This is a genomic window from Streptomyces spectabilis (assembly GCF_008704795.1).
GTDB lineage: Bacteria > Actinomycetota > Actinomycetes > Streptomycetales > Streptomycetaceae > Streptomyces > Streptomyces spectabilis.
This window is the reverse complement of the sequence record NZ_CP023690.1, coordinates 2552124-2578915: the sequence shown is the minus strand read 5'-3', so window position 1 is coordinate 2578915 and position 26792 is coordinate 2552124. Positions and strand designations below refer to the sequence as shown.

Annotated in this window: 26 protein-coding genes; 13 read left to right on the top strand and 13 right to left on the bottom strand. The window is 73.6% G+C overall.

The genetic code is table 11. The annotated features are described in order from the left end of the window. The first annotated feature begins 64 nt into the window (after positions 1-64). From CP982_RS11060 to CP982_RS11040, 5 genes are all read left to right on the top strand, one after another. The gene (locus CP982_RS11060) at positions 65-1456 is read left to right on the top strand and encodes a S28 family serine protease (RefSeq protein WP_150510360.1); all 1392 of its coding nucleotides are present in this window, start codon (positions 65-67) and stop codon (positions 1454-1456) included. Between the two features lie 168 nt (positions 1457-1624). Further along, on the top strand, positions 1625-2263 hold the full coding sequence (locus CP982_RS11055) for a TIGR03086 family metal-binding protein (RefSeq protein WP_150510359.1): 639 nt from the start codon (positions 1625-1627) through the stop codon (positions 2261-2263). Between the two features lie 128 nt (positions 2264-2391). Continuing rightward, a complete protein-coding gene (locus CP982_RS11050; protein ID WP_150510358.1) occupies positions 2392-3126 on the top strand; it encodes a CPBP family glutamic-type intramembrane protease in 735 nt (244 codons plus the stop codon). Beyond that, on the top strand, positions 3123-3461 hold the full coding sequence (locus CP982_RS11045; RefSeq protein ID WP_150510357.1) for a PadR family transcriptional regulator: 339 nt from the start codon (positions 3123-3125) through the stop codon (positions 3459-3461). The genes CP982_RS11050 and CP982_RS11045 overlap by 4 nt, the downstream gene beginning before the upstream one ends. Further along, positions 3458-4168, top strand: coding sequence for a hypothetical protein (locus CP982_RS11040; protein ID WP_150510356.1), 711 nt, complete (start codon positions 3458-3460; stop codon positions 4166-4168). The genes CP982_RS11045 and CP982_RS11040 overlap by 4 nt, the downstream gene beginning before the upstream one ends. Positions 4169-4215: 47 nt before the next feature. Here CP982_RS11040 and CP982_RS11035 read toward each other — a convergent pair whose 3' ends face one another. The 5 genes from CP982_RS11035 to CP982_RS11010 all read right to left on the bottom strand — a co-directional run bounded on the left by CP982_RS11035 (position 4216) and on the right by CP982_RS11010 (position 9582). After that, positions 4216-5664 (bottom strand): peptidoglycan D,D-transpeptidase FtsI family protein, encoded by a 1449-nt coding sequence (locus CP982_RS11035; RefSeq protein ID WP_150510355.1) that lies wholly within the window; start codon positions 5662-5664, stop codon positions 4216-4218. Between the two features lie 63 nt (positions 5665-5727). Next, positions 5728-6387: a response regulator transcription factor gene (locus CP982_RS11030; RefSeq protein WP_150510354.1), complete on the bottom strand. Its 660-nt coding sequence runs from the start codon at positions 6385-6387 to the stop codon at positions 5728-5730. Positions 6388-6439: 52 nt separating this feature from the next. Then, entirely contained in the window at positions 6440-7714 is a 1275-nt protein-coding gene (locus CP982_RS11025; protein WP_229879504.1) for a sensor histidine kinase, read from the bottom strand. Beyond that, the gene (locus CP982_RS11020) at positions 7711-8712 is read right to left on the bottom strand and encodes a hypothetical protein (protein ID WP_150510353.1); all 1002 of its coding nucleotides are present in this window, start codon (positions 8710-8712) and stop codon (positions 7711-7713) included. Before CP982_RS11020 ends, CP982_RS11025 begins: the two co-directional genes overlap by 4 nt. Positions 8713-8808: 96 nt before the next feature. Beyond that, positions 8809-9582, bottom strand: coding sequence for an IclR family transcriptional regulator (locus tag CP982_RS11010; protein WP_144002754.1), 774 nt, complete (start codon positions 9580-9582; stop codon positions 8809-8811). A gap of 168 nt (positions 9583-9750) precedes the next feature. On the opposite strand from CP982_RS11010, the gene CP982_RS11005 reads away from it, so the two are divergent. Both CP982_RS11005 and CP982_RS11000 read left to right on the top strand, forming a co-directional pair. Beyond that, entirely contained in the window at positions 9751-11280 is a 1530-nt protein-coding gene (locus tag CP982_RS11005) for an aldehyde dehydrogenase (NADP(+)) (protein ID WP_150510352.1), read from the top strand. 5 nt (positions 11281-11285) lie between these two features. Then, complete coding sequence (locus CP982_RS11000) at positions 11286-11912, top strand: DUF1349 domain-containing protein (RefSeq protein ID WP_150510351.1); 627 nt, start codon at positions 11286-11288, stop codon at positions 11910-11912. 62 nt (positions 11913-11974) lie between these two features. Here the strand turns inward: CP982_RS11000 and CP982_RS10995 are convergent, their stop codons facing one another. Further along, a complete protein-coding gene (locus CP982_RS10995; RefSeq protein WP_150510350.1) occupies positions 11975-13093 on the bottom strand; it encodes a Gfo/Idh/MocA family protein in 1119 nt (372 codons plus the stop codon). Positions 13094-13155: 62 nt separating this feature from the next. On the opposite strand from CP982_RS10995, the gene CP982_RS10990 reads away from it, so the two are divergent. From CP982_RS10990 to CP982_RS10980, 3 genes are all read left to right on the top strand, one after another. Further along, positions 13156-13566: a winged helix-turn-helix transcriptional regulator gene (locus tag CP982_RS10990; protein WP_150510349.1), complete on the top strand. Its 411-nt coding sequence runs from the start codon at positions 13156-13158 to the stop codon at positions 13564-13566. 54 nt (positions 13567-13620) lie between these two features. Then, entirely contained in the window at positions 13621-14355 is a 735-nt protein-coding gene (locus tag CP982_RS10985) for a DsbA family oxidoreductase (protein ID WP_150510348.1), read from the top strand. A 90-nt stretch (positions 14356-14445) separates the two neighbouring features. Then, positions 14446-15543, top strand: coding sequence for an aminotransferase class V-fold PLP-dependent enzyme (locus tag CP982_RS10980; protein WP_150510347.1), 1098 nt, complete (start codon positions 14446-14448; stop codon positions 15541-15543). On the opposite strand, the gene CP982_RS10975 is transcribed toward CP982_RS10980, so the two are convergent. Continuing rightward, entirely contained in the window at positions 15533-16033 is a 501-nt protein-coding gene (locus CP982_RS10975; RefSeq protein WP_150510346.1) for a MarR family winged helix-turn-helix transcriptional regulator, read from the bottom strand. The two genes, CP982_RS10980 and CP982_RS10975, sit on opposite strands and share 11 nt — an antisense overlap. A 193-nt stretch (positions 16034-16226) precedes the next feature. On the opposite strand from CP982_RS10975, the gene CP982_RS10970 reads away from it, so the two are divergent. Then, a complete protein-coding gene (locus CP982_RS10970) occupies positions 16227-17288 on the top strand; it encodes an alkene reductase (protein WP_150510345.1) in 1062 nt (353 codons plus the stop codon). A gap of 59 nt (positions 17289-17347) precedes the next feature. On the opposite strand, the gene thpD is transcribed toward CP982_RS10970, so the two are convergent. The 5 genes from thpD to CP982_RS10945 all read right to left on the bottom strand — a co-directional run bounded on the left by thpD (position 17348) and on the right by CP982_RS10945 (position 22184). Continuing rightward, a complete protein-coding gene (thpD, locus tag CP982_RS10965) occupies positions 17348-18247 on the bottom strand; it encodes an ectoine hydroxylase (protein ID WP_150510344.1) in 900 nt (299 codons plus the stop codon). Positions 18248-18315: 68 nt separating this feature from the next. Next, entirely contained in the window at positions 18316-18720 is a 405-nt protein-coding gene (locus CP982_RS10960; RefSeq protein ID WP_144002745.1) for an ectoine synthase, read from the bottom strand. Positions 18721-18798: 78 nt separating this feature from the next. Next, positions 18799-20070, bottom strand: a complete 1272-nt coding sequence (gene ectB, locus CP982_RS10955) for a diaminobutyrate--2-oxoglutarate transaminase (protein ID WP_150510343.1) — start codon at positions 20068-20070, stop codon at positions 18799-18801. 75 nt (positions 20071-20145) lie between these two features. Further along, on the bottom strand, positions 20146-20703 hold the full coding sequence (gene ectA / locus CP982_RS10950; RefSeq protein WP_150510342.1) for a diaminobutyrate acetyltransferase: 558 nt from the start codon (positions 20701-20703) through the stop codon (positions 20146-20148). A 377-nt stretch (positions 20704-21080) separates the two neighbouring features. Beyond that, complete coding sequence (locus CP982_RS10945) at positions 21081-22184, bottom strand: pyridoxal-phosphate-dependent aminotransferase family protein (RefSeq protein ID WP_150510341.1); 1104 nt, start codon at positions 22182-22184, stop codon at positions 21081-21083. 98 nt (positions 22185-22282) lie between these two features. Here CP982_RS10945 and CP982_RS10940 point away from each other — a divergent pair, with 98 nt between their 5' ends. Together CP982_RS10940 and CP982_RS10935 are read left to right on the top strand one after the other, a co-directional pair. Beyond that, complete coding sequence (locus tag CP982_RS10940; RefSeq protein WP_150510340.1) at positions 22283-23371, top strand: amidohydrolase family protein; 1089 nt, start codon at positions 22283-22285, stop codon at positions 23369-23371. 341 nt (positions 23372-23712) lie between these two features. Then, positions 23713-24639 carry an SCO1860 family LAETG-anchored protein gene (locus CP982_RS10935; protein WP_150510339.1) on the top strand — a complete coding sequence of 309 codons (927 nt, stop codon included), beginning with the start codon at positions 23713-23715 and terminating at the stop codon, positions 24637-24639. Between the two features lie 416 nt (positions 24640-25055). Here the strand turns inward: CP982_RS10935 and cobC are convergent, their stop codons facing one another. After that, positions 25056-26702: an Rv2231c family histidinol phosphate aminotransferase CobC gene (cobC, locus tag CP982_RS10930; RefSeq protein ID WP_150510338.1), complete on the bottom strand. Its 1647-nt coding sequence runs from the start codon at positions 26700-26702 to the stop codon at positions 25056-25058. Positions 26703-26792: the final 90 nt, after the last annotated feature.

The following is a 26792-nucleotide window of genomic DNA, read 5'->3' as shown; positions in this document are numbered from 1 at the left end:
CCGTTACGATCCGCGCACCACACATCGCTACATCGCTCACGGGGCGGGGAACAGAGGAGACAAGGTGCGCAACAAGGGGATATCCGCGCTGGTCTGCGCCGGGCTCACGGCGGGCGTCGCGGTGCTCGCCACCGCCGGGACCGCGACCGCGCGGGACGGGGCCGGACAGACGGGGGCCGTACGGGCGGACTCCGTACGGGCCGGGTCCACGGCGTCCGCCACGGCGGAGGACGTCCGCGAACGCCTGGAGAAGATACCGGGGATGACGGTCGTCTCCGTGACGGACAAGGAGGGCTACCCCTTCTACTCCTTGACCTACCGTCAGCCGGTGGACCACAAGCGTCCGCACAAGGCCACGTTCACCCAGCGCCTGACGCTGTGGCACAAGTCGACGGACAGGCCGACCGTCCTGTACACCACCGGCTACGGCATCGGCTCCGGCACCAGCGCCGTCACCAGACTCCTGGACGCCAACCAGGTCAGCCTCGAACACCGCTACTTCCTCCAGTCCCGCCCCCAGGGTGCGGCGGGCGACGACTGGACGAAGATGACCGTCCAGCAGGAGGCGGCCGACGAGCACCGCCTCACCCAGGCCCTGCGCTCCATCGAGAAGGGCAAGTGGATCGGCACCGGCGCCAGCAAGGGCGGCATGACGGCCACGTACCACGAGCGCTTCTACCCCGAGGACCTGGACGCCGTGGTCGCGTTCGTCGCGCCCAACGACAAGAACAACCGGGACGACTCCGGCTACGAGCGCTTCTTCGCGACCGTGGGCACCAAGGAGTGCCGCGCGGCCCTGAACGCCGTGCAGCGCGAGATGCTCGTCCGCCGCGACGCGCTCCTGCCCAAGTTCGAGGCGGACGCGAAGGCGAACGGCCAGACCTTCGAGGAGACGCTCGGCACCACCGACCGCGCCTATGAGTTCGCGGTCCTCGACCAGGTGTGGAACTTCTGGCAGTCGGGCAGCATCGACAACTGCGCCACCGTGCCCGACGCGAAGAAGGCCACGGACGACGAGCTCTACTCCTGGTCGAAGGGGCACGGCCTGAGCGTCTACTACGACGAGGACCTCGGCGTGAACAGCTCGGGCCCCTACTACCGCCAGGCCGCCACCCAGCTCGGCTGGGCCGACCTGAAGTTCAAGCACCTCAAGGGCGTGCGCCACTACCCGGACATCTACCAGCCGAACTCGGTCCTGCCCGCCGCCATGCGCGGCTCGTACAACAACGCGACGATCGCCGACGTCGACCGCTGGGTGAAGACCCGGGGCCAGCGGATGATGTTCATCTACGGCGAGAACGACCCGTGGAGCGCGGAGAAGTTCACCCCGAGCCACCGCGACTCGTACCGCTACGAGGTGCCGGGCGCCAACCACGGCGCGTCCATAGCGAAGCTGCCCGAGCCGCAGCAGTCGCGGGTCATCGCGACGATCAAGCGCTGGGCGGACGTGAAGTGACCCCTCGCGGGGGCGCGGCCACCGGCGGCCGCGCCCCCGCGGGACCACGTGTCGGGGTGACCGGCGGGATCCGGCGGCGATGAATTCCGGCGGCCGGGGCAGTCAGGTCAGGGAGAGGGTCCCCAGGGGCACGCTCAGGACCCGCATCCCGACGCGAAGGAGACGGCCATGCCGGAGATCACGAACCCCCAGCCGGGCGCGGTGGACCCCGCGGGCGAGCCGCACGAGCTGCCGGACCTCAGGCCGCAGGCGCGCCTGGTCGCGCGCCTCGCCGCGGGCGTCACCGACGACCGGCTCGACGGGCCCACGCCCTGCCCCGACTACGCCGTGCGCCATCTGCTCGGCCACCTCGTCGGGCTCGCCGCCGCGTTCACCGACGCCGCGCGCAAGGACCTCGGGGCGCGCACCGACACCGATCCGTCGAGCAGGCTGCCCGACATCGGTGCCGACTGGCGCGACGAGCTGCCGCGCCGCCTCGCCGAGCTGGCGGAGGTGTGGCGCGACTCGGCCGCGTGGACCGGGCAGACCCGGGCGGGCGGCGTGGACCTGCCCGGCGAGCTCGCCGGGGTCATCGCCCTGAACGAACTCGTCGTGCACGGCTGGGACCTGGCGCGGGCCACGGGCCAGGAGTACGCGCCGGACGCGGCGGGCCTCGGCGTCTCCCACCAGATGCTGTCCGCCGCCGCGACGGAGGACCCGGCGGCGCGGGGCACGCTCTTCGGACCGCCGGTGCCCGTCCCCCCTGGGGCTTCCGTCCTCGACCAGGTCGTCGCCCTCAGCGGCCGCGACCCGCTCTGGCACCCGTAGCCCACACCCCGGAGGTCTCGGTGCCCCGAGCTAGATTGCGTAACTGACTAGCTAGCCATACGGTCTAGCCCTGACCAGTACGCACGCGCGTCTACGCCGTGTGCACATGCTCGTAGCCAGGGGGACCCATGACGATCTCGCCCGACCTCTCGATGGCCGCCACGGCCATCGGGGGTGCGCTCGCCGCCTATCTGCTCCTCGGCGAGCCGTGGCTCGGCCGCCGCGTGTACGCGTCGCTCGCGTGCCGCCGGGCCACCGAACCGGGCGCCCTCGTCCGCTACTTCACCTTCACGATCGTCGCCTGGTGGGCCTTCGCGGCGCTGACCGTCGCGGTCCTGCTCCTCTCGCCCGGCACGTCGGCCGCCGACCTCGGCGTCGCGGCGCCCGACGACCTGACGTTCGCCGTGCCGCTCGTCCTGTTGTGCTCGGTCGCCGCCGCCCTGTCCGGGCGCCACTTCCGGGACCTCGCCGAGGAGGGCAAGCACGTGCCCGGCCGGGCCGCGATCGCGGCCATGCTGCCGCGGACCGCGCGGGAGCGGCGGTTCGCGATGGCCGCCGCCGTGACCGACGGCGTCTGCGCCGAACTCGTCTACCGCGGCCTGCTCATCGCCTTCGGCGTCGGCGCGCTCGGCCTGCCGCTGTACGCGGCGGCCGCGCTGAGCCTGGCGGTGTACGCGCTCGCCGGGTGGTACCAGGGCGGCACCGGCATCGTCGTCTTCGGGCTCTTCGGGACGCTCCTGACCGGCCTGTACCTGGCGTCCGGCAGCCTGCTCGTGCCCGTCGTCGTGCACGTGGCGCTCTCGGCCCGGGACCTGACGATCCCCGCGCCCGAAGCGCCCTGCGCCGAGGGCGGGACGGCGTGAGCGCCGACCGCCGCGCGAGCTGGTTCAAGGGCGTGCTCGACCTGCTGGTCCTCGCGAGCCTCACCGAGGGCGAGAGCTACGGCTACGAGATCGCCAAGCGGCTCGACGCCGCCGGGTTCGGGCAGATCAGGGGCGGCACGCTGTACCCGGTGCTCAACCGCCTGGAGGAGGCGGATCTCGTCGCGGCGGAGTTCCGCGCCACGGAGAAGGGCCCGGGGCGGCGGTACTACACCCTGACCCCGGCCGGGCACCGGACACTCACCGAGCAGGGCGGACTGTGGCTCGCCTTCGACACCTCCGTACGCGAGGTCCTCGGACGGGCGGGTGTGCGATGAGCGAGACCTATCTGCCGCGCCTGACCGCGCGGCTGCGGGAGCTGGGGCTCCCTGAGGAGCGGGTGCGGGAGACCGCGGCCGACCTCGCCGCGCACCTCGCGGAGTGCGGGGCCGACCCGGTGCGGGAGTTCGGCCCGGTCGAGGAGTTCGCGCGGCAGCTCGCGCCGGACGCCGCCGGGCCGGTGCCGCCCGGGGCGGGCGCCGAGACCTGGCGGTGGACCGCCGACACGTCCGTCGACGAGGAGCTGCTCGGGCGCTTCGGCGACGAGGGCTGGGAGGTCGAGCGCGTCGACGCGCTCGGGCGGTTCGTGTGCCGCCGCGACCGGGAGCGGCCGCAGCGGTGGGAGTACCGGCGCGAGCTGGTCACGCGCGGGCGCGAGGGCCTCGACGAGCGGCTCGCCCCGGACGGATGGGAGCCGTGCGGGAACTGGGTGGTGTACGCCTGGTTCAAGCGGCCTCGGGCGGCGAGCGACGGGCCTGCCGCCGAGCTGGGCGGGGCTCCGCCCGCGCCGCCTGCCCGGCGGGTCTTCCTCAGCCGTCGGTTCCGCGCCCTCTGCGCGGGCGCGGCCGTGGTGGCGCTGGCCGCGGGGGTCGCCGTCTCCGTGCGGGACGGCGACCCCCTCAGCGGCCTGGGCCTGCTCACCGGCCTGGCGGCGGGGGCGCTGCTGCCCCTGGGCGTGGCCTTCGCCCTGAGCCGGCGGACCTGAGCACCCCGTAGGGGCGCGGGGACCTGCGCGGTCCGCTGCGGGGGACCTCAGTGGAGTGCGGCGCGCATCATGGCGGTGGCGATGGGGGCCGCCAGGCCGTTGCCGCTGACCTCGGAGCGGGCCGCGTCGGAGGACTCCACGATGACCGCGACGGCGACCTCCTTGCCGTCGGACCCCTTGGCGTAGGACGTGAACCAGGCGTACGGCGTCTTGCTGTTGTTCTCGCCGTGCTGCGCGGTGCCCGTCTTGCCGCCCACGGTCGCCCCGCTGATGCGCGCGTTCGTCGCCGTGCCCTTCTCGACGACCGACCGCATCGCGGATGCGAGCTGCTCGGCGGTGGACTCGCTGACGACGCGCTGCGCGCCCGCGTCCTCGTCGTAGTCCTTCAGGACGTCACCGTCGGCGTCCGTGGTCTTGGAGACCATGTGCGGGGACCGCAGCTCCCCGCCGTTGGCGATCGCGGCCGACACCATGGCCATCTGGAGCGGCGTCGCGGTCACGTCGAACTGGCCGATGCCGGTGAGGCCGGTGCTCGCCTTGTCCATGCCCTTCGGATACAGGCTGACGCCCGCGCGCACCGGCACGTCCAGCTTCTGGGTGTTGAAGCCGAACTTCTCCGCCTGCGCCCGCAGCTTGTCCTGGCCGAGGTCGACGGCGAGCTTGGTGAAGACGTTGTTGCACGACCACTGGAGCGCGGTGCGCAGCGAGGCGTTCTCGCAGGGGGCGGACTTGACCTCGTTCGGGATGGACGTGCGCGTGCCGGGCAGCGTGTACGGATCCGGGCTCGCGGTCTTCTGGTCGACCGAGTCGTACAGACCGTCCTCCAGGGCGGCCGCCGCGACCACCAGCTTGAACGTCGAGCCGGGCGGCAGCGGCTGGCGAAGGGCGCGGTTCACCATCGGCTTGTCCTCGTCGCCGAGGAGCGCCTTCCAGGCGTCGCCGTCGGCGGAGCCGCTGATCTTCGACGGGTCGTAGGACGGCGTGGAGACCATCCCGAGGATCCGGCCCGTCTTGGGGTCGATGGCGACGGCGGCGCCCTTCTTGTCGCCGAGCGCCTTGTACCCGGCCTTCTGGACGGCCGGGTCGATGGTGGTCACGACGTCACCGGGGTCGGCACGCTTGTTGGTGAGCGTGTCGAGCGGGTTCTTCAGCCGGTTGTCGCTGCCGTCCAGGAGGTCCCCGAAGATGCCTTCGAGCTGCGTGGCGCCGTACACCTGCGAGCTGTAGCCGGTGACGGACGAATACAGCGCTCCGTTCTTGTACGTGCGCTTGTACGCCAGGTCACCGCCCGAGGTGCGCTTGGAGCCGGTAATGGGCTCACCGGCCACGATGATGTCGCCGAGCGGGTGCGCGTACGTCTTGATCGCGTTCCGTTTGTTCAGCTTGTCCTCCGCGAGCGCCTTCGAGTCGTGGAACTGCACCCAGGTGGCCCGCACGAGGAGGGCGACCACCAGGAGCAGCGTGAAGACCGCGGTGTGCCTGATCGTCTTGTTCATCCCTGACAAGGACGAGCACCGGGGGCCCGGGCGTTCCCGGCTTGCGCGGATGTGTCCTGTTTCTCAGGCGTTCTTCATGAAGCCCGCCTCGTACGCCGCGATCACCGCCTGCGTGCGGTCCCGCGCGCCCGTCTTCGCGAGGACCGCCGCCACGTGCGTCTTGACCGTCGCCGGGCCCACCTCCATGCGCCCGGCGATCTCGGCGTTGGTGAGCCCGGCGGCCATCAGCTTCAGGACCTCGCTCTCGCGGCCGGTGAGCCGGGCCACCCAGGGCGCCCGCACGGTCGTGGCCCGCGCGTGCTCGTCGGCCAGGGCGCGCACGGCCGCGGGGAAGAGCAGCGAGTCGCTGCGCGCGACCAGGCGCACCGCCTGCACGAGGGCGTCCGCGTCGGCCCGCTTCAGCAGGAAGCCGGACGCTCCGGCGCGCAGCGCCTCGTACACGTACGCGTCGTTCTCGAAGGTGGTGACGACCACGACGCGCGGCGGCTCCGCCATCGTCTGGAGGATCTGCTCGGTGGCGCGGATGCCGTCGACCTCCGGCATGCGCACGTCCATCAGGACCACGTCGGGCCGCAGTTCCCGTACGACGGACACCGCCTCGGCGCCGGTCGCCGCCTCGCCGACGACCTCCAGATCGGGCTCGGCGGAGAGGATGACGCGCAGCGCGGTGCGCACCATGCGCTCGTCGTCGGCGAGCACGACGCGCAGCGGGGTGTCGGTCATGGGGCGGGCCTCCAGGGTCGGTCACGCGAGCGGGGGAGCGGGGACGGTTCGGTCAGTCGGACGGTCGCAGCGGCAGGCGTACGCGCAGCCGCCACACCCCGGCCGCGGGCCCGGACTCGGCGGTGCCGCCGAGGAGCCGCGCCCGGTCGGCGATGCCGCGCAGGCCGTGGCCGCCGCCCGCCCGGTCGGCCGGGGCGCCGGGCGGTGCCGACGGCAGCGGGTTCTCGGCACTCAGGTCGAGGCCGGTGTCGTCGCGCGCGATGCGCAGCGTCACGGTGGTGTCGGCGCCCGCGTGCTTGAGGGCGTTGCTGAGGGCCTCCTGCACGATGCGGTACGCCTCCCGGGACACCATCGGCGGCAGCGCGTCGGCGCCCCCGGGGCCGAGGGCGACGGCGGCCTTCACGCGCAGGCCGCCCGCGCGGGTGCGGCGCAGGAGCCCGTCCAGGTCGGCGGCGAGCGTGGGCGCGGGGGCCGTGGAGGCCCGCTGGTCGCCCTCGCGCAGGACGCCGAGGACCGCGTCCAGTTCGCCGACGGTGCGCCGGGTGGTGTCCTCGATGGCGGCGAGCGCCTCGCGGACGAACTCCGGGTCGTGGTCGAGGACGCGGCGTGCGGCGCTCGCCTGGAGCGTGACCGCGCTCAGCGCGTGGCCCACGGAGTCGTGCAGCTCGCGGGCGAGGCGGTTGCGCACGGCGAGGTCGGCGGCGCGCTGCTCGGCGGCGGCGAGCCGGTCGGCGGGCGTGGGCCCGAGCAGCCGGGGCGCCCACCGCGCGAGCAGCTCGCCGCAGCCCGCCGCGCACCCGGCGAGCAGGAGGAGGCACACCGCGCCCGACACCGGCGCGAGGACCAGCGTCCAGGAGCTGCGGAGGTGGTCGGGGAGGCCGAGCCAGGAGTCCCAGACGCCCACGGTGAGGGGCAGCACGAGCTGGAACGACGCGAACGGCACGAGGCCGAGCGTCATCCCGCTGATGATCCCGCCGAACCCGAGGTGCAGCGTGAACCACGTGACCGTGCGCCCGCGCTCCTGGCGGGTGCGCGGCGGCCCGTCGGCCAGCGCCTCGTCCGGCACCCCGCACAGCGCCCGCACCGCCGCCACCGACATCGGCCGGGTCAGCGGGAACAGCGCGGTGATCGCGGCCAGTGGCAACCCGAGCGCGAACGCGAGGAGTTGGGCGGAGAAGGAGCCGAAGAACCGGTCGTCGCCGAAGAGCGGACCGGAGAGGATGGAGCCCACGAAGACATACGGCATGGCGAGCGCGCCGCCGAGGACCAGATGGATCCACCGCCGTCGCGCCCGCCGCCCGAGCAGGGCGGAGCCGACGCGTCTCACGCGGCCCCACCGCCGCCCGCGCGCTCCTTGAACAGGCGCACGCCGACGGTGGCCACGAGCGTTCCGATGATCATCTGCACAGCGTAGGACAGGAGCATCGCCGCCGTCGGCCGCTCGGCCACGTCGTCCACGGGCCCGAGCGAGGCGAGGAACAGCCAGGCGCCCCAGCACGCCACCGCCGCGGAGCCCAGCCAGGCGAGGGCCAGCGGCACCCGCACGGGCAGCGCGCGCCCCCACCGGAAGGCGAGGACCAGGGCGCCCGCCGCGGCCGCCGCGAGGTAGCAGGCCTCGAGCGCCTGGAGGACGGAGAAGTCACTGGTGCGCTCCGCGGCCCGCGCCTCGTTCAGGCCGAGCGTCGAGCCGCCCGCCCAGAGCAGGCGCAGGGCGGCCGGGTACAGGGCGAGGACGGCAGCGGCGAGCGCGCACCGCCGCGCGGCCCGGCCGGGGTCCGCGAGCCCCGCCACCCGGCCCCGCCACACCCGGCCCCACCGGTCGCGGGCGTACAGGGCGAACAGCAGGCCCAGGCTGAGGCCTTGGAGGATGAAGCCGCCGTAGACCACCCCGAAGACCCACTCGTCGAGGAACGGCTCGCGGCCGGTGTCCTCGGCGCTGTTCACCGAGCCGCCGAGCGCGCGCACCGCGAGCTGCGCCGGGAACCCGGCCATGATCGGCGCGAGCAGCCCGGTGGCCGCCCACATCGGCAGGGCGAGCAGCCAGGCCGGGACGCGGTGCCCCCAGGGCCGGGTGAGCAGCAGCGCGAGGACGATCACGGCCGCGTCCATGAGCACGGTCAGGGTGTTGGCGGCGATCATCACGCCGCGGTGGTCGAGGAGCGCACTGCCCTCGGGGATGCCGACGCGGCTCCCGGCGATCCAGGCCGCCTTCAGGGAGAGGTAGGGCAGACAGGAGACGACGGCCACGGCCCGCAGCGCGCGGCGGGCCCCGGTGGGCCGGTCGGAGGCGGTCGGACCGGGGGCGGGGGCGAGGAGCTGGGTCATGCCTCCACGCTCCCGCGCGGCCGCCCGCGCCACCTCCTGCCCGATGACGAGCCGCCTCCACCGCGCGGGGGAGGAGGGCCGCCGGGAAAGCGGAGGTCAGAGCCGCCGCGTGGCCAGGGTGAGCCGGTCGCGGGCGTCGAAGAGCGCGTCCTTGACCATCTGCTCGTGCGCGGGCGTGAGCCGGGCCACCGGCACGGAGCAGCTGATCGCGTCCCGGGCGGGGGTGCGGTAGGGGATGGCCACGCCGAAGCAGCGCAGGCCCAGCGTGTTCTCCTCGCGGTCCACGGCGAAGCCCTGCTCGCGCACGGTGCGCAGCTCCTCGATCAGCTGCTCGCGGTCGGTGATCGTGTTCTCGGTCAGCGACGGGAGCGTCTCCGGCAGGAGCTTGCGCACCTGTTCGTCGGTGTGGGTGGCGAGCAGGGCCTTGCCGAGCGAGGTGGAGTGCGCGGGAAGGCGGCGGCCCACGCGGGTGAACGGGCGCAGATAGTGCTGGGACTGACGGGTGGCCAGATACACCACGTTCGTGCCGTCGAGCCGGGCGAGGTGGATCGTCTCGGTGGTGTCGTCCGAGAGCCGGTCGAGCGTGGGCCGGGCCGCCGCGACGACCTCGTCGCCGTCGATGTACGAGGTGCCGACGAGCAGCGCGCGCACCCCGATGCCGTACCGCGTGCCGGTGGCGTCCGTCTCGATCCAGCCCAGCTCGACGAGCGTGCGCAGGAGCATGTAGAGGCTGGACTTGGGGTAGCCGACCGCCTCTTGGACGTCGGCGAGGGAGTGCATCCCGGGGCGGCCCGCGAAGAACTCGAGCAACTCCACCGTCCGCACCGCGGACTTGACCTGCGCGCCTCCGCCCGTCTCAGCACCCGCCATCGCCCTTGACCCCTCACGTGCGACGAGAAATAGTCTCCACTGTCCCCCCGGGGATTCACCATGGGAGACGGCGTTCAGTATATCGAACGGCCCTGACGGGTGGCAGTAAACGGCGGCGGCTCACGCCACGTCAATCGCGGATGTCTTGGGAAACCTGGAGGACCCCCGGTGGCAGCAGCACCAGTCTGGAGTGTCGACCCCCGAACCGGGAAGCGGCGCGAGCAGGTCGCCGTCGAAGCCACGCCCGGCGAGGTCGGCCGGACCGTCGCCGCCGCCCACGCGGCGCGCGCCGCCCTCGCGGACCGCGCGACCCGCGCGGCCTTCCTGCGCACCGCGGCGGACCTCCTCGAAGGCGCCGAGGGCCCGCTGGTGGAGGCCGCCGACGCGGAGACCGCGCTCGGCCCGGTCCGGCTCGGCGGCGAGCTGGCCCGCACCCGCTTCCAGCTGCGCGCCTTCGCGGACGTCGTGGACGAGGGCGCCTATCTGGGCGTCGCCATCGACCACCCCGACGAGAGCACCACGCCCCCCACCCCCGACCTGCGCCGCTACCGGATTCCGCTCGGCGTCGTCGCCGTCTACGGCGCGTCCAACTTCCCCTTCGCGTTCTCCGTGCCCGGCGGCGACACCGCGAGCGCGCTCGCCGCGGGCTGCCCCGTCGTCGTCAAGGCGCACCCCGACCACCCGGCCACCTCCGAACTCGTCGCGAAGGTGCTGCGCCGCGCGGCCGCCGAGCACGGCGTCCCGCAGGCCGTCGTCGGCCTGGTGCACGGGTTCGACGCGGGCCTCGAACTGATCCGGCACCCGCTGGTCGCCGCCGCCGGGTTCACCGGTTCGGTGCGCGGCGGGCGCGCCCTCTTCGACGCGGCGGCCGCGCGCCCGGTGCCGATCCCCTTCCACGGCGAGCTGGGCTCGCTCAACCCGGTCGTCGTCACCGAGGCCGCGGCCGCCGAGCGCGCCGAGCAGATCGGCACCGGGCTCGCGGGCTCCATGACGCTCGGCGTCGGCCAGTTCTGTGTGAAGCCGGGACTCGTCCTCGCCCCCGAGGGCGCGGACGGCGACCGCCTGGTGAAGTCCCTCACCGACGCCGTCAGCGACACCGAACCGGGCGTGCTCCTGGACCACCGCATGCGCGACGACTTCGTCACCGGGGTCGCCGCGCGCGCCGGACTGACCGACGTGAGCGCGCCGGTGACGCCCGGCGCGGGCGGCGTGCACACCGTGGCGGCGGGCTTCCTCACCGTCCCGGCGGCGCGCCTGGCCGCCGAGGGCCCGCACGACCTGCTCCTGGAGGAGTGCTTCGGCCCGGTCACCGTGGTCGCCCGCTACGCGTCCCCGCAGGAGATCACGGCCGTGCTCTCCCGGCTCCCCGGCAACCTCACGGCGACCGTGCAGCTCTCGGCCGAAGAGGCCGCGGGCGCGGGGCGGGGCGCCGAACTGCTCGCCGAACTGACGCCGCTCGCCGGCCGCGTCCTCGTCAACGGCTGGCCCACCGGCGTCGCCGTGGCCCCCGCGCAGCACCACGGCGGCCCCTACCCGGCCACGACCAGCACCGCCACCTCCGTCGGCGGCACCGCCATCGGGCGCTGGCTGCGCCCCGTCGTGTACCAGAGCACCCCTCAGGCGCTCCTTCCGCCCGAGCTCCACGACGCCAATCCCCTGGGTCTGCCCCGCCGTTACGACGGCCGCCTGGAACACTGACGGGCATGAACGCCAAGGACACCGGCAGTCTCGCGCTGCCCGAACTGCCCTTCCTGCTCAGACCGTACGGCCCCGACGGCGACTGGACGTACGAGGACGGGGTCCTCACCGGCTGGGCGGGCCCCCGCCAGGACCGCTTCGTGCCGCCCACCGGCGAGGCCCTGGACCCCGCGTCCGATGCGCCGCGCCTGCTCGGCGCGCCCGAGGGCGACTTCCAGCTGATCGCCCGCGTCACGGTCGGCTTCGCCGCCGCCTTCGACGCGGGCGTGCTCTATCTGCACGCCGGCGAACGGGAGTGGGCGAAGCTCTGCTTCGAGCGCTCGCCCGACCTGCCCACGATCTGCACCGTCGTCACCCGCGGCCGCTCCGACGACGCCAACGCCTTCGTCGTGGACGGCTCCAGCGCCTGGCTGCGGATCAGCCGCACCGGCGCGGCGTTCGCGTTCCACGCGTCGACGGACGGCGCGCACTGGACGTTCGTCCGCATCTTCCAGCTCGGCGACGCGGACGCGGCGGCGGCCGCGCTCGTCGGCTTCCTCGCGCAGTCCCCGCAGGGCGAAGGCTGTGTGGTGACCTTCGACCACATCGAGTTCCGCCCCAACTGGCCGAAGGGTCTACGAGACGGTTCCTGAGGGGCGCCCCGAAGGGGCGCGGGGAACTGCGCGGCCAGCCCAAGACGACCCGCAGTGTCCGGTCACAGCGCGACGCGCACCCCCGTGCCGGCGGCCCGCTCGATGGCGTCGAGCAGCCGCTGCCGCCGGGCCGCATGCCCGAAATCCGGCACGGTGAAAGTGCCCTCGCGCAGGTCGCGCAGGACGTCGGCGTACTGCACACCGATGTTGTACGGCACCTCGCCGCGCAGAGCGTCGAGCGCGGGCACGTCGAAGTACCGCTCGGGGACGGTGAGTTCGCGCAGCGAGCCCTCCGCGCCCCGGGCGCCGCGCAGCGTCAGGCGGGCCTGCTGGAGGTGCCCGTGGTCACCGGTGACCACGAGGTCGCCGTCCGTGCCGTTGATCTCCCAGTGGAAGTTGGTGCCGCGCGCGAGCCCGCCCCGGAAGTGCACGGAGGCGACGGCACCGGACGTCAGCCGTCCGCTCACCGCGATCTGGTCGGCGACCGTCATGGCCGCGGCGCGCCCCGAACCCTCCTCGCGCACGACGGGCCGCCGCGTCGCCGTCGTCGCGGACACCTCGGTGAACTCCCCGAGCACCATGGCCAGGGCGTCGACGGTGTGCCCGAAGGGGATGGTGAGCATCGTGCCGCCGTTGTCGCGGTCCAGGAGGTAGCCGCCGCCCGGCTCGAAGGTGGGGCCCCAGCGGCGCCCCGACGCGACGAGGCTCGTGGACAGGACCTCGCCGACGAAGCCGTCGGCGACCAGGTCGCGCACATACCGCACGGCGGGCGCCGAGCGGGCCTGGAGTCCGGCGAACGTGCGCACGCCCGCGGCCGCGGCGGCGGCCGCCAGCTCCTCGGCCTCCGCGAGGCCGTTGCCGAGCGGCCACTCCGACAGGACGGCCTTGCCCGCCGCGAGCGCCGCCAGGATCACCTCGCGGTGCAGCGGCACCCGGACGCTGACCACGACGAGCTCGACATCGGGGTCGCGGACCAGCTCACCGGCGCCGGCGTACGCGCGCGGGACGCCGTACGCCGCGCCCGCGGCGGCGGCCGACGCGGGGCTCGACGCGGCGAGCGCGAGGACCTCGTAGCCGTCGAGGCGGGCGAGGGCGGGCAGATGCGACTGCGGGGCCCAGCCGCCACGGGCGGAGAGCCCGACGATGCCGGCCCTGACGGGGTTCTGGGTGTGGATCTCCATGCCGGGAACGTATGGGCAGGACCCTGATCACCCACAAGGGCCCCAACTATATTCTGGAAACCATGACAGGTCAGAGCGGGTTTTCCGCAGCCGGCGCCCGTACGGACGCCGCGTACCGGCACGACATCTACGGCTTGCTGTGCCCCGGCCGGGAGATCTTCGAGCTGCTCGCCAACAAGTGGACGGGCCTGGCGATCACCGCCCTCGCCGACGGGCCGCGCCGCTTCGGCGAGCTGCGCCGCAAGCTGGAGGGGATCAGCCCCAAGGTCCTCACCCGGACGCTGCGCCGCCTGGAGGACTACGGCCTGGTGCGGCGCACGGTCTTCGCCGAGGTGCCGCCCCGCGTCGAGTACGAGCTGACGCCGCTGGGCCGGGGCGCCCTGGAGCCGCTGGCCGGGCTGCGCACCTGGATCCGGGCGAACACGGAACATTTCACCCGGCCCGAGGAATGGACGGGCCCTGCCGGGGGTTGAACCCCAGGAGCGGAGGCCGTCTCCGCATCGCACGACCTGGAGATGAGTCACACCATGCGCGTCGAGATCTGGAGCGACATCGCCTGCCCCTGGTGCTACGTGGGCAAGGCACGCTTCGAGCGGGCACTCGCGGACTTCCCGCACCGCGAATCCGTCGAGGTGGTGCACCGTTCCTTCGAGCTCGACCCGAACCGCGCCAAGGGCGACACCACCGCCGTGCTCACCATGCTGGAGCGCAAGTACGGGATGTCGCGGGCCCAGGCGGAGGCGGCCGAGGAGGGCGTCGGCGCCCAGGCGGGCGCCGAGGGACTCGCGTACCGCACGAAGGGCCGCGACCACGGCAGCACCTTCGACATGCACCGCCTGCTGCACTTCGCCAAGGCCGAGGGCGCCGACCGGCAGGACGCGCTGATCGCCGCCCTGTACCGGGCGAACTTCGCCGAGGAGGACTCGGTCTTCGACGACGACGAGCGCCTCGTCGCGCTCGCCGCCGAGGCGGGCCTCGACCCCGAGGCGGCCCGCGCGGTCCTCGCCGACCCCGCCGCCTACGCCGACGACGTGCGCGCCGACGAGCGCGAGGCCGCGGAGCTGGGCGCGAACGGCGTGCCGTTCTTCGTCCTGGACCGCACGTACGGCGTCTCCGGCGCCCAGCCCGCCGAGGTGTTCGAGCAGGCCCTCGCGCAGGCCTGGGGCAGCCGTGCGCCGCTGACAGTGCTCGGCGAGGGCGCCGCCGACGGGCCGGACGCCGAGGCCTGCGGCCCCGACGGCTGCGCGGTGCCGCAGGCCTGACCGGGCCGCACGCACGGGTTAGCGGTGCTTACCGGTACCGCTCACACTTCCGTGATGGACCGGCGCGCGCTCAGGGGGCACAGTGATCTCATGGAGACCCCCGGACCGCGCACCGGCCAGAGCCCCGACCTCGACCCGACCCTCGTACGCTCCGAATTCGCTCCCAGGACCACGTATCTGAACAGTGCGAGCACGGGCCTGCTCCCGGCCCGTGCCGTCACCGCGATGCACGAGGGCGCCCTGTCCGTGGCGCAGGGCCGCCCCGCGGACATGTTCGCGGACGTCGAGGCGGCTCGCGCCGCCTTCGCGCGGCTCGTCGGCGTGCCGGTGGGCCGGGTCGCGGCGGGTGCCTCGGTGGCCGTCTACAGCGGCCTGGTCGCCGCGGCGCTGCCGGAGGGCGCCGAAGTCCTCACCGCCGAGGGCGACTTCAGCTCGACGGTGAACCCCTTCCACGTGCGCGCCGACCTCAAGGTGCGCGCCGTGCCCCTGGAGCGGCTCGCCGAGTCGGTCCGGCCGGGCACGGACCTGGTCGCGGTCAGCGTCGCGCAGTCGGCCGACGGCCGGATCGCGGACCTCGACGCGCTCCGCGCGGCGGCCCGCGCCCACGGCGCCCGCGTCTACCTCGACGCCTCGCAGGCCACCGGCTGGATGGACCTGGGCGACCACGTCGCGACGGCCGACTTCACCGCGTCCGTCGCGTTCAAGTGGCTCACCTGCCCGCGCGGCGTCGCCTTCTTCGTCGCGCCGGAGGAGGCCGAGGGCTTCGGCGGTCTGCGGCCCCTGCTCGCGGGCTGGGTCGCGGGGGAGCGCCCCTGGGACAGCTGCTACGGCCCCGTCGAGGAACTCGCCCACTCCGCGCGCCGGTTCGACGAGAGTCCCGCTCTGCTCGCGTACGCGGGCGCGCGGCACTCCCTGGAGCTCATCGAGGACCTCGGCGTGGCCGCGATCGGCGCGCACGACCTGGCCCTGGCGGACCGCTTCCGCGCCGGGCTCGCCGGGCTCGGCCACGAGCCGGTGCCCGCGCCGGGCTCACCCGTCGTGGCGGTGCCCGGACTCGGCGCCCGGCAGCCGGAGCTGAGCGCGGCGGGCATCGAGGTGTCGGACCGCGCGGGGAACCTGCGGGTCGCCTTCCACTTCTACAACACGGCGGCGGACGTGGACCGGCTGCTCGCCGCCCTCAGCGGCTGACGTTCGGGCAGTCGGCCGTCTCCACGCACAGATTGGCCTCGACGCGGGAGAGCAGCCGCCCCAGCTGGGCGCGCTCGTCCGGGTCGAGGCCCGCGAGCGTGCGCTTCTCCAGGTCGGTCCAGGCGCGCTCCACGGCGTTCATGAGGTCGTTGCTGTCGTCGGTGGCCTCGACGAGCACGGCACGCCGGTCGGCGGGGTCGGGGCGGCGCCGGACGTGCCCGGCCTGCTCCAGGCGCTGGAGCATCTTCGTGACCGTCGAGGGGTCGAGCTCCACCATCCTGATCAGCTCCGACTGACGCACGGCGCCCGACTCCCAGAGGTGCATCATCATCAGCTCCTGGCCGGGGTAGAGCCCGGCGCCCTTCAGGAGCTTGCCCGCGGCGGTGCGGTGCAGGCGCGCGACCCGGGCGATGGCGGTGCTGACGGGCCCGCCCGCGGCCGCGGAGGGACAGACGGGCTCGGCCCGCTCGGCTTCGGTCTCGGTCTTCATCGCGGAACTCCTGATCGGTGCGGGCTGCGGCCGGTCGTCCGGTGGCCACGACGCCGTCCGCCCGTGCTTCCCGACGTCTCCTCCGAGATTACCTTGGCCGACCAAGAAATGAGCTACAGTGACTCCCGATTGAATTACTTGGCCGACCAAGAATGGTGGGCCAGGACTAGCTACGCATGCTTTGGAGCACGCCATGACCACCGCGTTCGACCCGATCGACCTCGCCGGCACCCCGCTCGCCAACCGCATCGCGATGGCACCGATGACCCGCAGCCGGGCCGCCGCGGGCGGCGTGCCGACGGACCTCAACGCCGACTACTACGCACAGCGCGCCACCGCGGGCCTCGTCATCACCGAAGGCGTCCAGCCCTCGGCCGTCGGCCAGGGCTACCCGGACACCCCCGGGCTGCACAGCGACGAGCAGATCGCGGGCTGGCGCAAGGTCACCGACGCGGTGCACGCCGCGGGCGGCCGGATCTTCGCCCAGCTCATGCACACCGGCCGCATCGGCCACCCGGTGCTCCTGCCCGAGGGCCTCGTGCCCGTCGGCCCGTCCCCGATAGCCGCCGCGGGCCAGGTGTACACGCACGAGGGCCCCAAGGACTACGTCACGCCGCGCGAGCTGACCGGCGACGAGGTGCGCGCCACCGTCGGCGAGTTCGTGACCGCCGCGCGCAACGCGATCGAGGCGGGCTTCGACGGCGTCGAGCTGCACGGGGCCAACGGCTATCTGATCCACCAGTTCCTCGCGCCGGGCTCCAACCGGCGCACCGACGAGTGGGGCGGCTCGGTGGAGAACCGCGTCCGCTTCGCCGTCGAGGTCGCCGAGGCCGTCTCCGCCGAGATCGGCGCGGCCCGCACCGGCATCCGCCTCTCGCCCGGCAACCCGCTCAACGACATCCACGAGCCGGACCCCGACGAGACCTACCTCGCCCTCGTCGAGCGGCTCGCCCCGCTCGGCCTCGCCTATCTGCACGTCATGGAGGTCGGCCCGATCCGCGACCTGGTCACCGCCCTGCGCAAGGGCTTCGACGGGCCGTTCATCCTCAACCCGGCCACCGAGGGGCCGACCGGCCCCGAGGAGCTCGCGCTGATCGAGGACGGCACGGCCGACCTGGTCTCGTACGGCGCCCTGTTCCTCGCCAACCCGGACCTGCCGGCGCGCCTGAGGGCGGGCGGCCCGTTCAACGAGCCCGACCGCGCCACGTTCTACGGCGGCGACGCGAAGGGCTACACGGACTACCCGGCCCTCTGACCCCGCACGCGTGAGAGGGCCCCGGCACCGCACGGCGCCGGGGCCCTCTCACATCTCGGTCACTTCACCGGAGTGAAGTCCCGCGCGCCGATGAACTCCGGCCGCCTGACCGGCGCCGCGAACGGCTCCACGGCCGCGTTCTCCACGCTGTTGAACACGATGAAGACGTTCGAGCGCGGGAACGGGGTGATGTTGTCGCCCGAGCCGTGCATGGCGTTGCAGTCGAACCACGTCGCCGAGCCCGCCTCGCCCGTGAACAGCTTGATGCCGTACGCGGACGCGAGGCCGGTAAGCGCCTCGTCCGACGGCGTGCCCGCGTCCTGCATCTGCAGGGACTTCTTGTAGTTGTCCTTCGGCGTCTCGCCCGCGCAGCCCAGGAACGTCCGGTGCGAGCCCGGCATGATCATGAGCCCGCCGTTGGTGTCGTGGTTCTTGGTGAGCGCGATCGACACCGAGACGGTCCGCATGTTCGGCAGGCCGTCCTCCGCGTGCCAGGTCTCGAAGTCCGAGTGCCAGTAGAACCCGGAGGCCCCGAAGCCCGGCTTCACATTGATCCGCGACTGGTGGACGTACACGTCCGAGCCGAGGATCTGGCGGGCCCGCCCGACCACGCGCGGGTCGGCGGCCAGGCGCGCGAAGACCTCGCTGATCCTGTGCACCTCGAAGATGGACCGGATCTCCTGGGAGCGCGGCTCGACGATGGAGCGCTCGTTCGCGCGCATCCCGGGGTCGTTGACCAGCCGTTCGAGCTCCGCGTGGTACGCGGCGACCTCGTCGGGCGTGATCAGCTGCTCGACGGCCAGGAACCCGTCCCGGTCGAACCCCGCGAGGTCCTCGTCGGTGAACGGCCCCCGCGTGCCCGGCGCGGACCACACCACGGGGTCCTTGCGCTCGACGAGCACCTCCTCGGCGCCTCGGGTCGGGTACAGATCGCCGGTGCGTTCGGGTGCGGTGGTCATGGTGGTGCCTGCCTCTCCTCTCGTTGCGGCCCGTATGGGGATGTCGGGGTGTTGCCCGGCCGTCTCGGCTACGCGGACTCCGGCTCCGTGAGCAGCGGGTAGACGCCGTTCTCGTCGTGGTCCTCACGGCCCGTCACCGGCGGGTTGAAGACGCACAGGCAGTGGAAGTCCTCCTTGACGCGCAGCGTGTGCTTCTCGTGCCCGTCGAGCAGGTACATGGTGCCGGGGGTGATGCGGTACGTCTCACCGTCGGTGTGGTCGGTGAGCTCCGCCTCCCCCTTGGTGCACACCACGGCCTCCACGTGGTTGGCGTACCACATGGCGGTCTCCGTACCCGCGTACAGGATGGTCTCGTGCAGCGAGAAGCCGACGCGCTCCTTGGCGAGCACGATGCGCTTGCTCTCCCAGGTGCCCGACGCGGCCTTCACGTGCCGGTCGGTGCCTTCGATGTCCTTGAACGAGCGGACGATCACGGTGAGTCAGTGCCTTTCTTGCTGGTCGTACGACGCTGTACGCGGTCGTACGAGGTCGATGGGGTCCGTACGAGGGGGTCAGGCCGTCTCGCGGACGGCGCGGGTCAGGGTGCGCAGGCCCTCGTCGAGCTCGTCGGCGGTGATGGTCAGGGCCGGCAGGAGCTTGACGACCTCGCTCTGGGGGCCCGAGGTCTCGATGAGCAGGCCGAGCTCGAAGGCGCGCCCGGCCACCCGGCCCGCGCGCTCCTTGTCGCGGAACTCGATGCCCCACACCAGGCCGCGGCCGCGGTACTCCACGATGTCGGCGCGGTGCTCGTCGACGAGCGCGACCAGCGTCTGCTCGATCTGCTCGCCGCGGGCGCGGGTCTGCTTCTCCATCGCGGGCCCGTCGGACCAATACGTCTGCAGGGCGGCGGCGGCCGTCACGAACGCCGGGTTGTTGCCGCGGAAGGTGCCGTTGTGCTCACCCGGCTCCCAGATGTCGAGCTCCGGCTTGAAGAGGGTCAGCGCCATCGGCAGGCCGTAGCCGCTGATGGACTTGGAGACCGTCACGATGTCCGGCGAGATGCCCGCCTCCTCGAAGGAGAAGAACGCGCCGGTGCGGCCGCAGCCCATCTGGATGTCGTCGACGATCAGGAGCATGTCCTGGCGGCGGCAGAGGGCTTCGAGGGCACGCAGCCACTCGGCGCGCGCCACGTTGATGCCGCCCTCGCCCTGCACGGTCTCCACGATCACGGCGGCGGGCTTGTTCAGACCCGAGCCCTGGTCCTCCAGGAGCCGCTCGAACCACAGGAAGTCGGGGACCTTGCCGTCCAGGTAGTGGTCGAACGGCATCGGCGTGCCGTGCACCAGCGGTATCCCGGCGCCCGCCCGCTTGAAGGCGTTGCCGGTGACCGCGAGCGAGCCGAGCGACATGCCGTGGAACGCGTTCGTGAACGACACGATCGACTCGCGGCCCTTGACCTTGCGGGCCAGCTTCAGCGCGGACTCCACCGCGTTGGTGCCCGTCGGGCCCGGGAACATGACCTTGTACGGCAGGTCGCGCGGGCGCAGGATCAGGTTCTGGAACGACTCCAGGAACGCGCGCTTGGCGGTCGTCGACATGTCGAGGCCGTGGGTGACGCCGTCGCGCTCCAGGTAGTCCAGCAACGCCCGTTTCAGGACGGGGTTGTTGTGCCCGTAGTTGAGCGACCCGGCGCCCGCGAAGAAGTCGAGGTACTCGTGGCCGTCCTCGTCGTACATGCGGCTGCCCTGCGCGCGGTCGAAGACAGTGGGCCAACCGCGGCAGTAGCTGCGCACCTCCGACTCCAGGGTCTCGAAGACGCTCAGGTCCGGCTGGGTGATGGTCACAGCGAATCTCCTGGGAGATGAAGTGGCGTGCGGGAGGGAGGGAAGTGAGGGGGTGGTGCTGCGGGCCCGGTCGGCTCAGGGGGCCAACGGCCCGATGACGTACAGGACTTCGGGCTCGTGCCCGCCGTCGTCGCCGGGGAAGAGGGCCGCGTCGAACAGGACCGTGCGCTCGACACCGGCGCCGTGCCGCTTCGCGTACGAGGCGAAGAGGCGCTCGGACGCGGTGTTGCCCGGCGTGATGGTCGTCTCCAGGGTGGTGAGCCCGCGCGGTGCGACGACCCGCGCGGTCAGCCCGTCGAGCAGCGCGCCGGCGAGACCGCGGCCGCGGTGCGCGTGGTCGACGGCGGCCTGCCAGACCACGAGGGTGTGCGGCGCGTCCGGGCGGACGTAGCCGGTGATGAAGCCGACCGGCTCGCCGTCGGCGTCCCGGGCCACCACGGACGTCGCCGCGAAGTCGCGGCACCACAGCAGATAGCTGTACGACGAGTTGAGGTCGAGGACCTTCGAGTCGCGGGCGATGCGCCAGATCGCGGCGCCGTCGGCGACGTCCGGGGTGTCGAGTCGCAGTCCGTCGGGCATTCCGAGGAAATTCGCTTGCAGGTCGGTCGGTAGATCGGCTTGTGCAGCGGTCATGCGGATTGAATTTACCGAGCAATTTCTGGGATTGCATCGGGGGAAGGGGTTACGTGGCGCGCCCTCATGTGTTATCACGCAGGCGCGAGCGCCCGCATGAGAGCTCGGGGTTCTGTGGCGATTTGCCCGTGTTTTTTCATGCTAAATCGGGCGCGCTGTGGAGTGCGTCACAGCGGCGTGCGGCGCCGATTCCTCCTGACGAAACCCTGGCGTTTAGGGTTCGGGAAAGCGGGCAGAAGAATACGGGAAGCTATTCTCATAAGGAATTCATGAAGGCGCCGTTAAAGGGACCTGAAAAGCATCCTGATAAACCTAGAAAAAATCCCTGTGGGCCCGCGTTCGAACGCGGGCCCACAGGGACGGGCGGATCGGGTCCGTCAGGCCTGCCAGGCCTGTGTGACGGCGCGGCGGGCCCCTTCGAGGTCCACGGCGAGCCCGGCCTCGCCCATCGCCGCGCCGAGCGCGGCAAGGGAGGCGTGCACCACGCCGCGCGTGGCGTCCGGGCCGTAGTGGTTGACCCGGATCATCTCCTTGGCGAGCGCACCGCCGCCCGTGACCAGCGGAAGCACCGGGTCGGCCGCGAGCGACCTGGCCACGAGCTCGGCCGCGTCGACCCCGCGCGGGGCGCGCAGCGTCGTCGCGACGGGCGCCGCGTCCCCGGCCTCGTACACGTACGGCTCCAGACCGCCGCCGAGCGCCACGGCGCCCGCACGCGTCGCCGCGGCGGCCGTCGCGTGCCGGGCCATCAGCGCGTCCAGGCCCTCCGACTCGATCCGCTCCAGGCACGCCTCGAGGGCGAGCATCTCCAGCTGCGCGGGCGCGTGCAGGAGCGCCTTGCGGCCGCCGTCGATCCAGCGCTGCTTCCAGTCGAGCAGCGACAGGTACGAGCGGCGCGGGGCCTCGGGGTTGGCGGCGATCCGCTCCCAGGCCCGCTCGCTCACCGACACCGCGGACACGCCCGCGGGGCCGCCCATGGCCTTCTGCGCGCCGATCACGCACAGGTCCACGCCCCACGCGTCCGGGAGCAGCGGCTCGGCGGCCACGGAGGCGACGGCGTCCAGCATGAACAGGGCGCCGTGCGCGCGCACCACCTCGCCGATCTCCGCGACCGGGTTGGTGTTGCCGGTCGCCGCCTCGGCGTGCACGAGGGACACGAAGTCGATCTCGGGGTGCGCGGCGAAGGCCTCCTCGACCTGCGCGGCGGTGACGGCCGTGTGGAACGGCACCGCGAGGTCGACCACCGTCGCCCCGCAGTCGCGCAGCCAGTCGCCGAAGGTCTGCCCGTACGGGCCCGTGATCACGTTCAGGGCGGTGGTGCCGGGCCGCGCGGCGCCCCGGATGCAGCCCTCGAGGGGCAGCAGCGCCTCGCCCTGCGTGATCACGACGTCCTGCCGGGTGTCCAGGAGCCGGGCGACGCGGTCCTCGATGGCGGCGAAGTGCGCGGCGCTCAGCGGCGCCAGGTCGAGAAGGGGGTGTGTCATGGTGCTTCGGCTCACTTCGCGCTGCGTCGGGACGGGAGGTCGCGACCGAGCCTACCGAGCGCCTCCGGTCAGGTCCTACGCCTCCTAAGCTGCTGTCCATGAGCGATCACGCGGTGCTGCACGTGAAGGGGCGGGTGCTCGTCGGGCCCGAGGACGTACGGGACGAGCTGTGGGTGGTCGGCGGCCGGGTGACCTTCGAACGCCCCGCCGCGCGGGACGCGGTGACGGTCGAGGGCTGGGTGCTTCCGGGCCTCGTCGACGCGCACTGCCACGTCGGCCTCGACGCCCACGGGGCCGTTCCGGCCGAGGAGGCCGAGAAGCAGGCGCTCACCGAACGCGACGCGGGCGCGCTGCTCCTGCGCGACGCGGGCTCGCCGTCCGACACCCGCTGGATCGACGACCGCGCGGATCTGCCGAAGATCATCAGGGCGGGTCGCCACATCGCCCGCACCCGCCGCTACATCCGCAACTACGCGCACGAGGTCGAGCCCGGCGACCTCACCGCGTACGTCGCGCGGGAGGCGCGCCGCGGCGACGGCTGGGTCAAGCTCGTCGGCGACTGGATCGACCGCGACGCGGGCGACCTGACGGCGTGCTGGCCGCGCGGCGCCGTCCAGGAGGCGATCGCCGAGGCGCACCGGCTCGGCGCCCGCGTCACCGCGCACTGCTTCGCCGAGGACTCCCTCCGCGACCTGGTCGAGGCGGGCATCGACTGCGTCGAGCACGCGACGGGCCTGACCGAGGACACCATCCCGCTGTTCGCGGAGCGGGGCGTCGCGATCGTGCCGACCCTCGTGAACATCGCGACCTTCCCGCGGCTCGCCGCGGGCGGCGAGAAGAAGTTCCCGAAGTGGGCGGACCACATGCGCCGCCTCCACGAGCGCCGCTACGACACCGTCCGGGCCGCGTACGACGCCGGGGTGCCGGTGTTCGCGGGCACCGACGCCGGGGGCTCCCTCGCGCACGGCCTGATCGGCGGCGAGGTCGCGGAGCTCACCAAGGCGGGCATCCCGGCGATCGACGCCCTCTCGGCCACGACGTGGGGCGCGCGGGCCTGGCTGGGGCGCCCCGGACTCGTCGAGGGCGCGCCGGGTGACCTCGTCGTGTACGAGGCCGATCCGCGAGCGGACGTACGGGTGCTCGCCGCGCCCCGGCGCGTGGTGCTCGACGGCCGCGTCGTCGGCTGACGGCCCCTGACGGGCGCGGCGTTGACGGACGGTGACGAACGGGGTGCCGGGCTCGTTGAGTGGTGCCCCGCCGCGCCTTGTGCCCCGTCAGCCGTCGTGATGCGGGAGATTCGGGGGGTTCGGGGGAACGCCCGTGTCAGCCGATTCGAAAGCAGGGACGGAAACCTCCCGATGGAGTGAACTCACGCCAGGTTGCTGCCCGTTCACTCTCAGTGCGTAAAGATGCCGGAGTCGGCGGCGCCTCCCGGCGCGCGCAGGCATCAGTGGCGCCCCGTGCACGCGATGTCCCCGTGTGGCGTGCGCGGCGGCGCCTTCATGACTCATGTGGGGGTTCCACCACCTTGACCAGCAACGCCTTCCGCCGCCTGCCCACGCGCCGCATCGGTGCGCTCGCCGCCGCCACGGTGGTCGCCGCCGGTCCCGCGGCGCTCGGCACCGCGGCCACCGCGCACGCGACGGACGACCACCGAGGCGGCCGCGCCGGAGCCGTCGTGCTCCGCACCGGCCTCGAGGTCTCCCTGCTCAACAAGACCGTACGGGCGCCGCTCGACGTCGCCCTCAACGACGTCAGCGCGCCCGCGAGCGCCAGCCGGACCACCCTCACCGCGAAGCTCGACGGCGTCGAGGGCGGGCAGCCGTTCAGTGTGCTCCGGGCCGACGTCGCCACCGCCCGCGCCACCGTCAAGGGCGGCACCGCCGAGGGCTACAGCAACGTCGCCCGCGCCAAGGTGCACGTGCCGGGACTGCCGCTGCTCCCGCTGGTGGAGGTCGACCAGGTCACCTCCAAGGCCGTGTGCGCGGCGGGCAAGCGGGCCGTCGCCTCGTCGACGTTCCTCGGCGGCGTGACCGTCCTCGGCAAGAAGGTCGGCGTCAAGTCCGCCGGTACGACCCAGGTGTCCGTCCCCGGCGTCGGCGAGGTCCGCCTCGACCTCTCCTCGACGCGCACCACGTCCCGTACGGCCGCCGCGACCGCGCTCCGGCTCCAGGTGTCCGTCGACCCGCTGAAGCTCGGCGTCGCCGCGGTCGAGGGCACGGTGACCCTCGCGGGGGCGTCGTGCGTGGCTCCCGGGCCCGGGGCCAAGCCGCTGCCCGAGCCCAAGGGCGGGAGGCCTGCCGAGCCCGTCGCCGCGAAGCGGGAGGCTCCTCGCCAGGAGAAGGACGACCTCGCGGAGACCGGGGGCTCCTCCCTGACGCCCTACGTCGCCGGCGGGGCCGTGGTCCTCCTCTTGGCCGGAGGCGGGGCCCTCGTCTACACCCGCCGCCGCTGACCCTGGCGGGGGCGCCTCCGCCGGTCCCGGGGCCCGGGGCGGTGTCCCCCTTCAGCCTCTGCCCGGCGGGACCTCTCCCACCCACCCGCCCATGACTGGGCGCTTCATGGCCCGGCCCTGAACCCCGCCGCTCCGCGGCGTTCTCGCCCACCCGCCCGCCCATGGCTGGGCGCTTCATGGCCCGGCCCCGAACCCCGCCGCTCCGCGGCGCTCTTGCCCACCCGCCCGCCCATTACGCGGCGCCTCGCCGCCCGGCCCCGAATCCCGCCGCTCCGCGGCGTCTCTTCCCGTCAGCCCCTCCATTGCTCGGCACCCTCGTTCTCCCCGCGCTGTCCAGTTCCGAGCAAACGGGCGGGTGGGTGGGCGAGAGCCGCCGCGGAGCGGCGGGGTTGGCGGCCGGGCCGGGGAGCGTGGAGTCACGGGTGGGTGGGTGGGAGGGGCTCGCCGTGCGGGGGCCGGGCGTGGGGGAGGGCCTGGAGGAAGGCTTCCGTGGTGGGGCGGTCCCGCACCGCCACCCGCATCCAGTCGGGCCCCAGGCCAGGAAACGTATCGCCGCGCCGCACCATGAACCCCCCCTCCCGCAGCCGTTCCCGTACGACGGTCGCCGCCCCGGCCATCCGGACCAGGACGAAGGGCCCCTCGGCGGGACCCACCACCTCCACCCCGGGCAGCGCCCGCAGCCCGGCCACGAGGTGCTGCCGCTCGGCGGCGACCCGGTGCGCCACGTGCCCGGCCTCGGCGAGCGCGCGCGGTGCCACGCAGGCCTCGGCCGCCGCCAGGGCGGGCGAGGACACCGGCCACAGCGGCTGCGCCCGCTCCAGGGCACTGATCGTCCCCGGCTCGGCGATGACGTACCCGATGCGCAGACCGGCGAGTCCCCACGTCTTGGTGAGGCTGCGCAGGACCACGAGCCCGGGCACGTCGACGCGCCCGGCGAGCGCCTCGCGCTCACCCGGCACCGCGTCCATGAACGCCTCGTCCACCACGAGGACCCGCCCCGGGCGGGCGAGGCGGGCGAGGTTGGCGGCGGGGTGCAGGACCGACGTCGGGTTGGTCGGGTTGCCCACGACGACGAGGTCCGCGTCGTCGGGGACCGCCGCCGGGTCGAGCCGGAAGCCGTCCGAGGCCCGCAGGAGCACCCGCTCCACGGTGTGCCCGGCGTCCCGCAGCGCCGCCTCCGGCTCCGTGAACTGCGGATGCACCACGACCGGCCGCCGCACCGGCAGCGCCCGCGCGAGCAGCACGAAGGCCTCGGCGGCGCCCGCGGTGAGCAGCACCCGCTCCGGGGGCACGCCGTGCCGCGCCGCCACGGCGGCCCGCGCCGCCCGGCCGTCCGGGTAGGCGGCGAGCCCGTCGAGCGAGGCGGCGATGTGCTGCTTCAGCCAGGCGGGAGGCGTGTCGGAGCGGACGTTGACGGCCAGGTCGACGAGGTCGGCCCGCCCGCGTACCTCCGCGTCGCCGTGGTGCCGCAGGTCGACGTCGCCGCCCGTCGCGGCGTCCGTGCCCAAGTCCGTGCTCAAGTCCGTGCTCAAGTCCGTGGCCGTGATGATGGTGCCCTTCGTCGTCGGAGTGGAAGTCGAGGTCTCAGTAGAAGGCGAAAGGGAAGGCGAAGGTGAAGTCGAAGGCCGGGGCCAAGGCGGCGGCCCGGCGGAGGGGCCAGTGCCCCACCACGCGATCGCACACGTCGCCCGCCCCGCCGACTTCCGCTTGGCCACGAGCAGTTCACCGCCCCGCGCGAGCGCCGAGGCCTCCGCCACGGAGGGCGTACCGGTGGCGGCGAGCGACGCGCCGGACGGGTTCGGCACGGCGACGCGGGCCAGTTCGTCCGCCGGGTACGTCACCAGGGGCACCCCGAGCCGCGCCGCGGCCCCCACGACGCCGGGCTCGTCCCGCTTGGCGTCGACGGTCGCCAACTCCCGTACGGACAGCGGTGAGAGCCCCGCGTCGCGCAGGCACTCCCGTACCAGGCCCAGGACCTCCTCGACCGGGACGCCCCGCCCCGCGCCGACCCCGACGACGACGGAGTGCTCGGGGACAGGGCCCGCCGGGGGAAGGTCGGCCATGGTGGGCTCCTCTCGTACGCGGGGGCGCGGGGACGCGGGAAGGCGGGGCGGATGCGGCCGCACGGGTGGTGCGGCGGGGGACCGGTTAGC

Bases quoted from the DNA above. Each gene is read 5' to 3' on its own strand.
- CP982_RS11055 (WP_150510359.1), top strand. From the start codon at position 1,625: ATGCCGGAGATCACGAACCCCCAGCCGGGCGCGGTGGACCCCGCGGGC.
- CP982_RS11050 (WP_150510358.1), top strand. From the start codon at position 2,392: ATGACGATCTCGCCCGACCTCTCGATGGCCGCCACGGCCATCGGGGGT.
- CP982_RS11040 (WP_150510356.1), top strand. From the start codon at position 3,458: ATGAGCGAGACCTATCTGCCGCGCCTGACCGCGCGGCTGCGGGAGCTG.
- CP982_RS11035 (WP_150510355.1), bottom strand. From the start codon at position 5,664: ATGAACAAGACGATCAGGCACACCGCGGTCTTCACGCTGCTCCTGGTG.
- CP982_RS11030 (WP_150510354.1), bottom strand. From the start codon at position 6,387: ATGACCGACACCCCGCTGCGCGTCGTGCTCGCCGACGACGAGCGCATG.
- CP982_RS11020 (WP_150510353.1), bottom strand. From the start codon at position 8,712: ATGACCCAGCTCCTCGCCCCCGCCCCCGGTCCGACCGCCTCCGACCGG.
- CP982_RS11010 (WP_144002754.1), bottom strand. From the start codon at position 9,582: ATGGCGGGTGCTGAGACGGGCGGAGGCGCGCAGGTCAAGTCCGCGGTG.
- CP982_RS11000 (WP_150510351.1), top strand. From the start codon at position 11,286: ATGAACGCCAAGGACACCGGCAGTCTCGCGCTGCCCGAACTGCCCTTC.
- CP982_RS10995 (WP_150510350.1), bottom strand. From the start codon at position 13,093: ATGGAGATCCACACCCAGAACCCCGTCAGGGCCGGCATCGTCGGGCTC.
- CP982_RS10990 (WP_150510349.1), top strand. From the start codon at position 13,156: ATGACAGGTCAGAGCGGGTTTTCCGCAGCCGGCGCCCGTACGGACGCC.
- CP982_RS10985 (WP_150510348.1), top strand. From the start codon at position 13,621: ATGCGCGTCGAGATCTGGAGCGACATCGCCTGCCCCTGGTGCTACGTG.
- CP982_RS10980 (WP_150510347.1), top strand. From the start codon at position 14,446: ATGGAGACCCCCGGACCGCGCACCGGCCAGAGCCCCGACCTCGACCCG.
- CP982_RS10975 (WP_150510346.1), bottom strand. From the start codon at position 16,033: ATGAAGACCGAGACCGAAGCCGAGCGGGCCGAGCCCGTCTGTCCCTCC.
- CP982_RS10970 (WP_150510345.1), top strand. From the start codon at position 16,227: ATGACCACCGCGTTCGACCCGATCGACCTCGCCGGCACCCCGCTCGCC.
- thpD (WP_150510344.1), bottom strand. From the start codon at position 18,247: ATGACCACCGCACCCGAACGCACCGGCGATCTGTACCCGACCCGAGGC.
- ectA (WP_150510342.1), bottom strand. From the start codon at position 20,703: ATGACCGCTGCACAAGCCGATCTACCGACCGACCTGCAAGCGAATTTC.
- CP982_RS10945 (WP_150510341.1), bottom strand. From the start codon at position 22,184: ATGACACACCCCCTTCTCGACCTGGCGCCGCTGAGCGCCGCGCACTTC.
- CP982_RS10940 (WP_150510340.1), top strand. From the start codon at position 22,283: ATGAGCGATCACGCGGTGCTGCACGTGAAGGGGCGGGTGCTCGTCGGG.
- cobC (WP_150510338.1), bottom strand. From the start codon at position 26,702: ATGGCCGACCTTCCCCCGGCGGGCCCTGTCCCCGAGCACTCCGTCGTC.